The sequence below is a fragment of the Citrobacter sp. CFNIH10 genome (assembly GCF_002934585.1).
In the GTDB taxonomy this organism is placed as follows: Bacteria; Pseudomonadota; Gammaproteobacteria; order Enterobacterales; family Enterobacteriaceae; genus Citrobacter_A; species Citrobacter_A amalonaticus.
This window is the reverse complement of the sequence record NZ_CP026216.1, coordinates 4203145-4216678: the sequence shown is the minus strand read 5'-3', so window position 1 is coordinate 4216678 and position 13534 is coordinate 4203145. Positions and strand designations below refer to the sequence as shown.

The following is a 13534-nucleotide window of genomic DNA, read 5'->3' as shown; positions in this document are numbered from 1 at the left end:
TCCTGACCGAAAACGATTAGCGTAATGGAATGATATCACCTTGCCAACCCTGCGTTGTGCGCTGCCCCGTTAATAACAGCGAACCACGGTCGGCGCGGACAATTAATTGCCCGCTTTCATCCCATAATGCGCTACTTCCTCGCGCATTGGCCATCAGTACGGCAATCGAGAATTGATGTGAGAAATGTTGTAACTGCGACGTGGAGGTCAGCAATTCCGGCTCACTGACGCTTTGGCTGGTGGTAAACAGAGAAAACGCCGGATCCATATCGACACCTTCCGGTTGCTCATCCACCACGCTGATCGTTTTCAGGCCCTTACCAAGACACGCGCCGTGGCTTTGAGGAAACAAACGCAGTGAGGTTATCCATGGTGCGAAGACGGCAATCCCTTTGACAAAACGGTTGTTATGCTCGACCGGAAGACCGGCAATGATCGTCATGCGGTGCGCGTGGGCGGCCTGAGAGAGCGGTTGTAGCAGACTGATATCGATATCCGGCGGCGCAGGCAGGCACTGCGATTCGTCCATGCAACCGAGTAAGGAGAGGGCGGGAAACACCAACAGTTCGCACTGTTGCCGGGCTGCTGCGTCGATGAAATTCAGGTGATGAGCGATATGTCCACGAACAGATGTTTTTAGCGGTTCATACTGTGCAGCGGCGATTTTCCAGCGTGACATAATGACTTCCTTTTCATAGTGTCTACAATCATCCTTAAATCATAGAATAAGAATGCACTTATACTGTAGCAGGCAATATGTAAGGATATGTAACTTCACGCCGAAAAATTATTTAGGTTTCGGCTCATACGGTAAACGGGACAACGAAACGGACGCCAGACGATGGGCGATCAGACGCTCGCGAAACCAGTCGCGCAGATGTGCAGGTTGCTCACGTTCTACCACTTCAGCGACAACGGGCATGTTGTAGCGCTCTTTAAACGCGACGCCGGCAGCGGCCAGATCTACGTTTACTTTGTCCATTTCAGCTTGTTCAAGCTGAGCCAGATTTTTGTGCATGGGCTTCTCCTTCGATCTTGCGCGCAGAAGTTACTAAGAGTCGACCACAATGGCAAGCCGCAATTGATGATTGTCGACGTGAACATTATAGAAGGTTATCCTCTCAGGATAAGTCATTACAAAAGGGAATAGTTGATATGGTCTCTCCTGCACGTACTTTCCGCTATACGCTCCTTTTTCTGGCAGCCGCTCTGGCAACCCCCACCGTGTGGGCGCATGCGCATCTGACACACCAGTATCCCGCGGCGGATGCCGAGGTAACCGCCGCGCCGCAGGCGCTGACGCTTAATTTCTCTGAAGGTATTGAGCCCGGATTCAGCGGGGCGACAATTACCGGTCCAAAACAAGAGGGAATCAGAACCCGTCCCGCAAAGCGTAACGAACAGGATAAAAAACAGCTCATCGTCCCGCTTGATGAAACGCTGAAGCCGGGTCAATACACGGTGAACTGGCACGTGGTGTCTGTCGATGGGCACAAAACCAAAGGGCAGTACACCTTTAGTGTGAAATAAACATGCTGACGCTGACGTGGGTTGTTCTCCGCTTCATCCATTTTACCGCCCTGATGCTGGTGTTTGGCTCTGCGTTCTACGGCGCATGGCTCGCACCGGCATCGATCCGCCGTCTGATGAGCAGACGCTTCCTGCGCCTGCAACAACATGCTGCGTTATGGAGTTTTGTGAGTGCATTACTGATGCTGGCAGTCCAGGGTGGGCTTATGGGCTCTGGCTGGCAGGATGTTATCTCCGTGTCTGTCTGGGGCGCGGTATTGCAAACTCAGTTTGGCGGTGTGTGGCTCTGGCAAATCGTTCTGGCGCTGGTTACGTTGGTTGTCGCGTTGATTGTGCCGCGTGATTTAGCGCGACTATTACTGCTCTTAACTCTCGCACAGTTTGCCCTGCTGACGGGGATTGGGCATGCCACACTGCACTCGGGGGTTATTGGTGCGCTCCAGCAGACAAACCATGCAATGCATCTGATTTGCGCTGCAACCTGGTTTGGAGGACTGCTACCGGTGATTTATTGCATGCACATGGCAAAAGGACGCTGGCAACAGCAGGCGGTTTACACCATGATGCGTTTTTCCCGCTATGGGCATCTTGCCGTGGCGGGCGTATTACTCACCGGTATCACCAATCTGCTGTTTATTCAGGGTTTTTCCCTGCCATGGCAGACCGCCTGGGGGCAACTGCTTTTGCTAAAATGTGCACTTGTCCTGCTAATGGTGGCAATCGCACTGGCGAATCGGTATCTTCTCGTACCACGAATGCGGCAGGATAGTCGACGCATCAATCGGTGTTTTATTTGGATGACGAAGATCGAATGGGGAGTTGGCGCCGTCGTGCTGGCAATCGTCAGTGTGTTTGCGACGCTGGAACCGTTCTGAAGGACAGGCAAAATTCATGAAAAAAGTGATTCTCTCTTTGCTGCTTCTGACTAGCTCAGGGGTTGCGCTGGCGGCACCGCAGGTCATCACCGTAAGCCGTTTTGAAATCGGTAAAGATAAATGGGCGTTCAATCGTGAAGAGGTGATGCTGACCTGTCGGCCAGGAAACGCGCTGTATGTGATTAACCCCAGCACGCTTGTTCAGTATCCGTTAAACGATGTTGCACAAGAGCAGGTGGCGAGCGGTAAAACAAATGCGCAGCCCCTGTCGGTGATTCAGATTGACGATCCGGCAAAACCGGGTGAAAAAATGAGTCTGGCACCGTTTATCGAACGAGCGGAAAAGCTCTGTTAGTTACCAAAAGTATCTTTCTGATTTCCAATAAAAAACCGCAAGCCTTTTGTAAAGCGTCTTGCGGTTTTTACATTTCAGCCAGTGATCAGCGCCGTTTTTTTCCAGCCGTGCAAGCCGCAGACTGGAAAACCTGGCGTCGTCATCTATTCTTAAAAGGCAAGGCGACTTAGCCTGCATTAATGCCAACTTTTAGCGCACGGCTCTCTCCCAAGAGCCATTTCCCTGGACCGAATACAGGAATCGTATTCGGTCTCTTTTTATCTATAGAACGGGTGCTTTTCCTGAGCCTAATGGCATTTCGCACTTATCATTCTGAGTAAACCATACCCACACCCGGGCATAAACGTCCAGCGTTTTTTGCTGCTATTGTTAAATTTGTGTTAGGGCGTGACTGAGGACAAAACTCTCATGAAACAGCCTGAAAAAAGCTACCAAATGATCGAAGGGGCACAGTGGCGACACATCTGGGTGGTCGGGGATATCCACGGCTGTTTTGCGCTGCTGATGGCAAAGCTGCGGGCCTGTCGCTTTGATCCCTGGCAAGATTTACTGGTCTCTGTGGGCGATCTCATCGATCGCGGTCCTGACAGTTTGCGCTGCCTGCAGTTGCTGCATAAGCGCTGGATGGTGGCAGTCAGAGGGAACCATGAACAGATGGCGATAGATGCATTGCGTACGTCACAGTGGTCGTTGTGGACGATGAATGGTGGCGGCTGGTTTACGGCGTTGCCTGAGCAGAAACGGCATCATGCAACGCTGGCACTGGAATACTGCCAGCATCTGCCGTGGATCCTGGAATTGCATTGCCGCGAGGCGACCCATGTGGTCGCCCACGCCGATTACCCGGAAGATATTTATCAGTGGCAAAAGCCGGTTAACCTTACGGAGGTGTTGTGGCGACGCGCGCGACTGAGTGCGCATCTGGCAGGAGAAGGGACAGCTATCGCCGGCGCTGACCATTTCTGGTTTGGCCATACGCCGTTGCGTCAACGTGTAGACAGCGACAATCTGCACTACATCGATACGGGAGCGGTATTCGGCGGCGAGTTAACGCTGGTACAACTACAGTAATTAAAAGTCGCTGTATTGCTGGGCGGGCGCCCAGAATCCATCGATAAAATCCTCAACCGGAAAGCAGCCGCCCTGACGAATCCGTTGATCGTCCATATAATACAGGCACTGCCGCTCTGTATCGTAAACATCCACTACGATATCTTCGCAACCACCATCCAGATAACAGACAAACAGAACCAGTGCGAACATCCTATCCTCATTTTGTACAGCCATAACAAAAGTGTAGGAGGAATTAACGCAAGCGGGAAGGGGGAAATAAATAACCCGCCGGCAGACGGGTTCTTTTTGAATCAGGCAAGACGCATGATCCAGGCATCAGACTTACGATCGTAGTGTTTACGGAAAAGAACCGAATGTTCGCCATTCAGTAGGGCCGGAACGCTGGTTTCGTCGTCCCAGGCATCCAGTTGCATGCATAAATCCGGATCAGATTTACACGGAATGGTTAACGTTCGGTCTCCCGGCGACTCGCCGTGTAACTCGGCATCGTCAATTTCAAAGGCGCCAATGCGCACACTGGTTTTCATCATCGTGCTCTCCGTTAATTCGCTGATTGTGGTACGACCAGTTAGGCCGTCCATTTTTCAGCGTAGTCAACGCAGGCAAAAGCGCCAGTCAAAAAATGCGCAAATTTTCTGATTTCAGACATTACCGGTAAACAATTTGCCATCACGAACCAGTTCACGCGGGTAACTGTTTTTCAGGCGCGAGCCGATCCGTTTGACAAGGCCAATCGGCTGATGCTGGAAGGTCACCAGCACATCGTCAGTGGCGGGGACGGTCTGCGGGTAGACATCGCGACCGCGATACCACTCTTCGGCTTCCTGCTGAGACAGTTCAAACGCACAGCGATGATTGACATCAGCCAGCGCGATGACCGCTTCGTGCTGCCAGCGATAACCTTTATTATGCGTTTCAGCCAGCTTAATGCCGAGCCGGGAGAAACGGACTTTGCCGATCAGCGGTTCTATCTCCGCCGGGAAAAGCCAGACCTCTTTATCACGCTGCCAGAGGCGCAGGTTTTCGCCCCAGTGCAGACTGAGGGCATTAGCTGCCTGGGTCAGATTCGCGGCTTCGCGACCTTTGACGGGGGTGAAGGGGAAGTTGCCCACTTTGTACTTCGGTGCTGGCAGTGCGGGAATGGAGGCCGTTTTACGCAGGCGGGCGACGAAGAATCCTTCGCAGTCATAAATCTGCGGGAACACATGCAAGAAACCTTCTGCCGTCAGCGCCTGATTCGCCTCAGGAAAAAGATCGCCCAACGGTAAAAATTCCACTGCCTCCGGCCAGGTCTCTTTCAGCCAGGCCAGCACCGACTCGTTTTCTTCACGATTCAACGTACAGGTTGAATAGACCAGCGTACCGCCAGGGCGCAGGGCGTGAAACGCACTTTCGATCAGTTCGCGCTGGGTTGCGGCAATCTCAAGATTGCTCTCAACGGACCAGTTTTTTAGCGCATCCGGATCCTTACGCACCACACCTTCACCCGAGCAAGGTGCATCAAGCAAAATCGCATCGAACATTTCCGGCAGCGCTGCACCAAATACGCGGCCGTCAAAATGGGTCAGTGCCACGTTACTGATCCCACAGCGACTGATATTGGCATGCAGCACTTTCACCCGACTGGCTGAGTATTCGTTCGCGAGGATCGCACCCTGATTACCCATGCGCGCAGCGATTTGCGTGGTTTTTGAGCCAGGCGCGGCAGCAACGTCCATCACGCGTTTGGGGGAATTATCGTCGGCAAACAGGGCGGCAACCGGCAACATGGAACTGGCTTCCTGAATATAAAACAGACCGCTCAGATGCTCGGCGGTACTGCCGAGCGGCAGCGCATCTTCATCCTCACGCTCAATCCAGAAACCTTCTTCGCACCAGGGAACGGGCGTCAACGACCAGCCATACGGGGCGGTTAAGGTGAGAAAATCGGCCACAGAAATCTTAAGCGTATTCACGCGGATGCTGCGGCGTAATGGGCGCTGGCAAGCGGCGAGAAAATCGTCAAAAGAGAGGTGCGCAGGCATTGCCTCGCGCATTTGCGTTAAAAAGGCGTCAGGAAAATAAACAGCGTGTTGAGTCACGGGGGAGTACCACCGGCAGAAAAACAAGCGCGCAGTGTAGCATAAAGGCTCCGGCGCGAGCACGCCGGAGCCGGATATTAACGTGGCAGCGCGGTGCCCCATTCACGCCACTCTTTCGGTTCACTTTCCAGCAGCAGGAAGTGTTTACCCGCCTGCGCTTTCGGCGCCAGCGGAGTGCCAGGGGGCGTGGCGAAGGCGATGCCGCCGCGAATGAACTGATTAAAGGTACCGGTCTTCACTACGCCGCCCGTCAGGCCGAAGTCCAGACTGTAACCGGACGCCAGCCAGAAGACAGAGTTGTTGCGGACCAGGTGCTGGTAGCGTTGACTGATGCGCAAGGCGATCATCACGCGGTCAGACAGGGTGCCGAGCGTCATGCCGGTGACAGTACCAACTTCAATCCCGCGGAACAGTACCGGCGTACCGATCGCCAGCGAGCCCGCTTCGGGAACTTCGAGCACAATACTCAGCCCGTCAAGGTAGCGTGAGTCGGTAATGGTCGCTTCTTGCAGTTCAAAGTCACGGCGCGGATTACCCCGACCCGGCTCGACGTTGATGTAGGGTTGCAGGATCGTGTCGAGATGTTCCACGCCAGCGGCCGAGATTTGCGGCGTAATCACAGAGAAGCGCGTCCCGCCACGGGCGAAGGTCTGCACATATTCCGGATACAATACCGCCTTCGCCTGTACCTCGTTGCGCGAAGTGAGCAGCTCAAGCGTCTGGATCTGTCCGATATCAATACCGAGGTAGCGAATGGGCATTCCTGCCGCCAGTTTCCCGGCATCAAAGGCGTGAAGGGTAATCTGCCCGCCAACCGCACGTGCGGCGGTTTCGGAAGCATACAAAATGCGCTTGTCGCCTTTGCGCTGGCTGGCGCTGGCACCGCTGAGGTTATCAAAGCTGATCGCCCCCTTCAGAGCACGCGACAGGGGAGAGGCCTGCACGGTTAACCCGCTGCCGTTGAGCTGCACTTTTGCGCCACCTTCGGCCCAGAAGACGCTATTGCTGGTCAGCAGGTTGCGGTACTCCGGTTTGATGTGCAGATCGATGTCAAAGGCGTCGGCGCGCGGGCGTACAGTAATCACTTCACCCACTTCAAATTTACGATACAGCACCACGGAGCCGGCCTGCACGTCCGGCAATGTTTCCGCTCGCAGGCTCAGGGTAGTGGTCGGCAGATCGCTCAGGCTATTCTCTACCGCTTTTTCCAGGTTGGCATACAGCGGATAGCTGGATTTCATTTCCCCTTTGCTGCCGGGCAATATGCGAATACCGCCACTGATCCATTCGCTGGCGCTGGCACCGAGGAACTCCACGCCATCCAGACCTACTTTGACATCCACGCGGCTGTTGACCACGAATTTGCTGTCACCCTGGACCAGGCCACGATGTTGCGGATCGACCGCCACAATAAACTCGACCCCTTTGCTGGTCAGCTTACGTTCGATCACCTGCCCCACCTGGACGCCGTGAAGGATCAGCGGTTGACCTGCATCGATACCGTAGCTTTCGGGCGCGGTCAGGGTAAAGGTCAGGACGTCCGGTTCGTGGAGCAGTGCTTTTTCACCGGGGACGACCACGAACTCGCTGCGCGGTTCACCGGTGCCGGGCACCAGTTCAAAGGTTTTACCCGTCAGTAACGAACTGATATTAGCGTCACTGAGCGAAAGTTTGGGACTGCGCAATTCAATGCGCGTGCCGTCACGTAACAGCGCTACGACGCTGGGGTCAACGGTCATTTCACCGGTGACTTTGCCACCGGATTGTAAATCCAGTTTTGTGAGCTGGCCGACTTCGAGCCCCTGATACATCAGGGGAGTAGAATCAGCCTTCAGTCCTTCGCCGCTCGGCAGTTCAAGTTTAATAATGACGCCGCGCTGACTGTGGGCCAGATCTTTATACAGGCCGAAGGTATCATCTTGCTCTGCCGTTTTTGAATCATCGGGTGAGTCAAAGGCGATTGCACCATTTACCAGGGCCGCCAGACTTTCCAGTTTAACCTTCGCACCACTCAGGCTGACGTCAGCATCCACGCCGGAAACGTTCCAGAAGCGACTGCCTTTTTTCACCAGATTGGTAAATCGGCGTTCAACCAGCACGTCGATGGTGACGCCCTGTTTGTTCGGGTTAATGCTGTAGTCGTAGACTTTACCGACCGGGATTTTGCGGAAATAAACCAGCGAGCCGCTGTTCAACGAACCGAGGTCGGGCGCGTTGAGATGAATCATCAGATCGCCGTTATCCAGCCGATATTTCGGCTGGGTGTCGAGGGCGACGAAATGATCTTGCTCTTTACCTTTACCGGGCATCATGCCGATATAGTTGCCGCCGACCAGCGCATCGAGGCCAGAGACGCCTGCGAGCGACGCTTTAGGCGTCACCAGCCAGAACTGCGTCTCTTCGCGTAGCGCGTCTTTCATGTCGGACTTGATGCTGACCCGCACCTCAATTTTGCGTAAATCCTTGCTGAGGCTGATGTCCTGAACCGTACCCACCTCAACGCCCTGATAGCGAACAGGCGTACGGCCCGGGACAATGCCATCCGCAGACATGAAGTCGATGGTCACAGTGTTACCGCGATCTTCATAGCTGTTCCATATCAGCCATCCCGCAATCATTAATGCGATCAGCGGGAGTAGCCAGAATGGTGAGATACGGTGTTTCGTTTTAATCTGCGCTTCAGTCTGCGAAGCGGGCGTTTCCTGACTCATGTGCATCCCAAAGTAAGCGGCTGTCCAGCCATTCCACTGCAAGAATAGTCAAAATGACCGCTGAGCCGAAATAAAACGCAGCCGGTCCCATAGTAAAAGCAAGAATCTGGTCGCGGTTAATCAGCGACATGGTTAAAGCGATAACAAAAAGATCCAGCATCGACCAGCGACCGATCCACGTGACCAGACGCAAGAGTTGCATTCGCGTGCGTAAACCCTGTTCGCATTTGAACTGAATGCTGAGTAGCAGCGTAAACATGACGATCACTTTAGTGAATGGCACCAGAATACTGGCGATAAAGACCACGGCGGCCACGGCGACATTGCTGTTCGCCAGCGACAGGATACCGGACATGATCGTATCTTCCTGTCGTCCGCCGTTCACGTAGATAACCGAGATAGGCAGAAGGTTAGCAGGCAGCAGCAAAACAATCGATGCCAACAATGCCGCCCAGCATTTTTGGATGCTCTGGTTTCGGCGCTCGCGTAAAGGAATATGGCAGCGCGGGCAGCGGCCACGCGGGTCCGGATAGCCGGTAAAATGGCAGCCGAGACAAACGCGCAACTGCTCATCCGGACGCTTTGCCGGTCTCTGCGGATAAAAACGTTCCCATAGTTGTTCGATGTTCAGGTGCGACAGCGTCAGGATGCTCAGGACCACCAGCGCAATAAAGGCGTAAAGTCCTACGCCCGGCTGCAAAAAAGCGTAATCCTGAACTTTGATCGATGCCACACCAATGCCCACCAGATAGATGTCCAGCATCACCCACTCTTTAAGCCTTTCCAGCATTAGCAGCACCGGGCGCAAATTCATACCGAGAATATTGCCGAACCACAGATACGCAATTGCGGTGACGAGGATCAGCGGCGCGCCCGCGACACAAAACAGCACCATCGCCGCGGTAATGGGATCGCCTTGCTTTGTCATCTGCCAGATCCCCTGCATCACATTGGCATCAATACGGATGCCCAGCAGATAGATGTGCAGCAGCGGCTCGCCCCAGGCGAAGGGCATCAGCAACAGCATGGTGACCGCCATCGCGCCCAGCCGCGTCAGCGACCAGTCGCGGCCATCACGAATTTTCGCCTGGCAGCGGGGACAGTATGCGCTCTGGTGAGAACGCATCTTCGGCAGACTAAACAGCAAATCGCACTGAGGGCAACGCTGATAGTGCGCACGAGGCAGTGCTTCGCTGATGGATCGGATCGCTATTTTTTTTGTCGGCGTGATCTGGGGTGTCTTGAGAGCCATGTATCGCGAATCAAAGTGTTAGATTTATGTAATCTTAACTCATGACGGGAATGATCTTGAGCATTAACGCATTTAATGCTTATTTTAATAGGCTGGCAGTATCAGAGTAAGACAACTAAGTGATTATATAATGAACAAGACAGAGCTATACGCGGAACTGAACCGCGATTTCCAGGCATTAATGGCAGGAGAGACCAGTTTTCTGGCCACGCTGGCGAACACCAGCGCACTGTTATACGAACGTCTTTCGCAAGTGAACTGGGCCGGGTTTTACCTGCTTGAGGGCGATACGCTGGTATTAGGTCCGTTTCAGGGCAAAATTGCCTGTGTACGAATCCCGGTGGGGCGCGGTGTGTGCGGCGCAGCCGTTGCCCACAATCAGGTGCAGCGGGTTGACGACGTTCACGCCTTTGATGGTCACATCGCCTGCGATGCGGCCAGTAATGCGGAAATTGTCCTGCCATTAACCGTCAATGGTCATATTATTGGCGTGCTGGACATCGACAGTACGGCGTTTGGGCGCTTCACCGCTGAGGATGAAGAGGGGCTTCGCCGGCTCGTTGCGCAGCTTGAAACCGTGCTTGCAATGACGGATTACAAAAAATTCTTTGCGAGCGTCGCAGGATAATCAACGGATAACGTAGCAATTACTGATGGCGTCATTATAATGACGCCTGTTCATGCCTGCTGCTTGTTGGCTACGTCCGTTGTAATCAGGAAATTTCATGGAAAATCAACCTAAGTTGAATAGCAGTAAAGAAGTCATCGCGTTTTTGGCCGAGCGTTTTCCGCAGTGTTTTAGTGCGGAAGGCGAAGCGCGCCCACTGAAAATTGGCATTTTTCAGGATCTGGTAGAGCGTATTGAGGGCGAAATGAACCTCAGCAAAACGCAACTTCGTTCCGCTTTACGTCTTTATACTTCAAGCTGGCGTTATTTGTACGGCGTTAAGCCGGGCGCAACGCGTGTCGATCTCGACGGCAACCCGTGCGGTGAGCTGGATGAGCAGCACGTTGAACATGCGCGTAAGCAGCTTGAAGAAGCGAAAGCTCGCGTTCAGGCGCAGCGTGCAGAACAGCAAGCGAAAAAACGTGAAGCTGCCGCTGCTGCAGGGGAAACTGAAGACGCCCCGCGTCGTGAACGTAAGCCGCGTCCTGCACCACGCCGCAAAGAAGCGACTGAGCGTAAACCGCGTGCTGAAAAACCTGCCGCGAAAGCGCCTCGCGCACCTCGTGAAGAGAAATTGACTCCGGTTTCGGATATTTCAGCGCTGAGCGTTGGACAGTCTCTGAAGGTGAAAGCGGGCAACGATGCGATGGATGCCACCGTATTAGAAATCACCAAAGATGGCGTCCGTGTACAGCTGAATTCGGGTATGTCTTTGATTGTACGCGCAGAACACCTGGTGTTCTGAAACGGAGGCCAGGCCTGGCATGAACACATTTTTTAGGCTTACCGCGTTAGCTGGCCTGCTTGCAATAGCAGGCCAGACCTTCGCAGTGGACGACATTACGCGTGCCGATCAGATTCCTGTTCTTAAGGAAGAAACCCAGCACGCGACGGTGAGTGAACGCGTCACGTCGCGTTTTACGCGTTCTCACTACCGTCAGTTCGATCTCGATTCGGCCTTTTCCGCCAAAATTTTCGACCGCTATCTGAATTTACTCGACTACAGCCACAACGTGCTGTTGGCGGGGGATGTCGAACAGTTTGCGAAGAAGAAAGGGCAACTGGGTGACGAATTGCGTTCGGGTAAGCTCGACGTTTTTTACGATCTCTATAATCTGGCGCAAAAACGCCGCTTCGAGCGTTTTCAGTACGCACTGAAATTGCTGGAACGTCCGATGGACTTCACCGGGACTGACACCTTCAATCTCGATCGCAGCAAAGCACCCTGGCCAAAAGATGAGGCTGAGCTGAATGCGCTGTGGGACGGCAAGGTGAAGTTCGATGAGTTAAGTCTGAAACTGACCGGCAAAGACGATAAAGAAATTCGTGAGACGCTGACGCGTCGTTATAAATCCGCGATCCGTCGTCTGACGCAAACTAACAGTGAAGATGTCTTCTCACTGGCGATGACCGCGTTTGCGCGGGAAATCGATCCGCATACCAACTATCTCTCGCCACGCAATACCGAGCAGTTTAATACCGAGATGAGCCTGTCCCTTGAAGGGATTGGTGCTGTGCTGCAAATGGACGATGACTATACGGTCATTAACTCCATGGTGGCTGGCGGTCCGGCGGCGAAGAGCAAGGCGATTAGCGTCGGCGATCGCATTGTCGGTGTGGGTCAGACCGGTAAGAGCATGGTCGATGTGATCGGCTGGCGCCTGGATGATGTGGTTGCGCTTATCAAAGGGCCAAAAGGCAGCAAGGTTCGTCTTGAAGTTCTGCCTGCCGGCAAAGGCACAAAAACCCGTATTGTCACACTGACGCGTGAGCGTATCCGTCTGGAAGACCGTGCCGTTAAAATGTCTGTGAAGACGGTAGGTAAAGAGAAAGTCGGCGTACTGGATATCCCGGGCTTCTACGTTGGCCTGACTGACGATGTCAAAGTTCAGTTGCAGAAACTGGAAAAACAGAACGTCAGCAGCATCGTCATCGATCTGCGGACCAACGGCGGCGGGGCGCTGACGGAGGCTGTTTCGCTGTCCGGTCTGTTTATTCCTTCCGGTCCGGTGGTTCAGGTTCGTGACAACAACGGTAAAGTCCGTGAGGACAGCGATACCGATGGCGTTGTGTATTACAAAGGCCCGCTGGTGGTTCTGGTCGATCGCTTCAGCGCGTCGGCATCGGAAATTTTCGCTGCGGCCATGCAGGATTACGGCCGTGCGCTGATTGTTGGTGAGCCGACTTTCGGTAAAGGTACCGTGCAGCAGTATCGTTCGCTGAATCGTATTTACGATCAGATGCTGCGTCCAGAATGGCCCGCACTGGGCTCCGTTCAGTACACGATCCAGAAGTTCTATCGTGTGAATGGCGGCAGTACTCAACGTAAAGGCGTCACGCCGGATATCATCATGCCGACGGGGAATGAAGAGACCGAAACCGGTGAGAAATTTGAAGATAATGCGTTGCCGTGGGATAGCATCGATGCCGCAACGTATGTGAAATCAGACGATCTGACGCCGTTCGGCCCTGAATTACTCAAAGATCATAACGCGCGTATCGCGCAGGATCCTGAGTTCCAGTACATCATGAAGGATATCGCCCGTTTCAATGCGATGAAGGATAAACGCAACATCGTATCTCTGAATTACGCACAGCGTGAAAAAGAGAATAACGAAGATGATGCGCTGCGCCTGGCGCGAATCAATGACCGGTTTAAACGAGAAGGAAAACCGGTTCTGAAGAAACTGGACGACCTGCCAAAAGATTACCAGGAACCGGATCCGTATCTTGATGAAACAGTGAAGATTGCGCTGGATCTGGCGACGCTCGAGAAAGCGAAGCCCGCGGTACAACCGACCGCAACGAAATAACCTCATACAGGCACAAGAAATTGTGCCTGTTTTTTTAACAAGCGCATGAAGTCGTCAGCCTGATGCAGAAAAATGTAAAGTTGTGTCTTTCTGGTGACTTACCGGGCATTGATGCTTGAAAATAGCCGTACGACCCATACGATGTGGGTAATCGCATAGTGCGTTTTGTTAAGTTG

14 protein-coding genes are annotated in these 13534 nt (G+C 53.5%); 7 read left to right on the top strand and 7 right to left on the bottom strand.

Going from position 1 to position 13534, the window contains the following annotated elements; all coding sequences use genetic code 11:
• Positions 1-16: 16 nt before the first annotated feature.
• Both C2U53_RS24305 and C2U53_RS24300 read right to left on the bottom strand, forming a co-directional pair.
• Complete coding sequence (locus tag C2U53_RS24305; RefSeq protein ID WP_104446580.1) at positions 17-679, bottom strand: carbon-nitrogen hydrolase family protein; 663 nt, start codon at positions 677-679, stop codon at positions 17-19.
• A 108-nt stretch (positions 680-787) separates the two neighbouring features.
• Positions 788-1018, bottom strand: coding sequence for a DNA polymerase III subunit theta (locus C2U53_RS24300; RefSeq protein ID WP_042318454.1), 231 nt, complete (start codon positions 1016-1018; stop codon positions 788-790).
• A gap of 137 nt (positions 1019-1155) precedes the next feature.
• On the opposite strand from C2U53_RS24300, the gene yobA reads away from it, so the two are divergent.
• The 4 genes from yobA to pphA all read left to right on the top strand — a co-directional run bounded on the left by yobA (position 1156) and on the right by pphA (position 3831).
• Positions 1156-1530, top strand: a complete 375-nt coding sequence (gene yobA, locus C2U53_RS24295) for a CopC domain-containing protein YobA (protein ID WP_044326804.1) — start codon at positions 1156-1158, stop codon at positions 1528-1530.
• A gap of 2 nt (positions 1531-1532) precedes the next feature.
• Positions 1533-2405: a copper homeostasis membrane protein CopD gene (gene copD / locus C2U53_RS24290; RefSeq protein ID WP_104446579.1), complete on the top strand. Its 873-nt coding sequence runs from the start codon at positions 1533-1535 to the stop codon at positions 2403-2405.
• A gap of 16 nt (positions 2406-2421) precedes the next feature.
• Entirely contained in the window at positions 2422-2760 is a 339-nt protein-coding gene (locus tag C2U53_RS24285; RefSeq protein WP_043000379.1) for a YebY family protein, read from the top strand.
• A gap of 408 nt (positions 2761-3168) precedes the next feature.
• On the top strand, positions 3169-3831 hold the full coding sequence (pphA, locus tag C2U53_RS24280; protein ID WP_043000390.1) for a protein-serine/threonine phosphatase: 663 nt from the start codon (positions 3169-3171) through the stop codon (positions 3829-3831).
• Here the strand turns inward: pphA and C2U53_RS24275 are convergent, their stop codons facing one another.
• The 5 genes from C2U53_RS24275 to yebS form a co-directional block, all read right to left on the bottom strand.
• The gene (locus C2U53_RS24275) at positions 3832-4023 is read right to left on the bottom strand and encodes a YebW family protein (protein ID WP_043000391.1); all 192 of its coding nucleotides are present in this window, start codon (positions 4021-4023) and stop codon (positions 3832-3834) included.
• 101 nt (positions 4024-4124) lie between these two features.
• Positions 4125-4361: a YebV family protein gene (locus C2U53_RS24270; RefSeq protein WP_161215572.1), complete on the bottom strand. Its 237-nt coding sequence runs from the start codon at positions 4359-4361 to the stop codon at positions 4125-4127.
• A 114-nt stretch (positions 4362-4475) separates the two neighbouring features.
• Positions 4476-5915 (bottom strand): 16S rRNA (cytosine(1407)-C(5))-methyltransferase RsmF, encoded by a 1440-nt coding sequence (gene rsmF / locus C2U53_RS24265; protein ID WP_104446918.1) that lies wholly within the window; start codon positions 5913-5915, stop codon positions 4476-4478.
• Positions 5916-5992: 77 nt separating this feature from the next.
• Positions 5993-8626 (bottom strand): PqiB family protein, encoded by a 2634-nt coding sequence (locus C2U53_RS24260; RefSeq protein WP_104446578.1) that lies wholly within the window; start codon positions 8624-8626, stop codon positions 5993-5995.
• A complete protein-coding gene (yebS, locus tag C2U53_RS24255) occupies positions 8595-9878 on the bottom strand; it encodes a membrane integrity lipid transport subunit YebS (RefSeq protein ID WP_043000395.1) in 1284 nt (427 codons plus the stop codon). Before yebS ends, C2U53_RS24260 begins: the two co-directional genes overlap by 32 nt.
• Before the next feature lie 130 nt (positions 9879-10008).
• On the opposite strand from yebS, the gene C2U53_RS24250 reads away from it, so the two are divergent.
• The 3 genes from C2U53_RS24250 (at position 10009) to prc (ending at position 13358) form a co-directional block, all read left to right on the top strand.
• Positions 10009-10506: a GAF domain-containing protein gene (locus tag C2U53_RS24250; RefSeq protein ID WP_043000396.1), complete on the top strand. Its 498-nt coding sequence runs from the start codon at positions 10009-10011 to the stop codon at positions 10504-10506.
• A 97-nt stretch (positions 10507-10603) separates the two neighbouring features.
• The gene (proQ, locus tag C2U53_RS24245) at positions 10604-11290 is read left to right on the top strand and encodes an RNA chaperone ProQ (RefSeq protein ID WP_043000397.1); all 687 of its coding nucleotides are present in this window, start codon (positions 10604-10606) and stop codon (positions 11288-11290) included.
• A 19-nt stretch (positions 11291-11309) separates the two neighbouring features.
• Positions 11310-13358 (top strand): carboxy terminal-processing peptidase, encoded by a 2049-nt coding sequence (gene prc / locus C2U53_RS24240; protein ID WP_104446577.1) that lies wholly within the window; start codon positions 11310-11312, stop codon positions 13356-13358.
• The last annotated feature ends 176 nt before the right edge of the window (positions 13359-13534 follow it).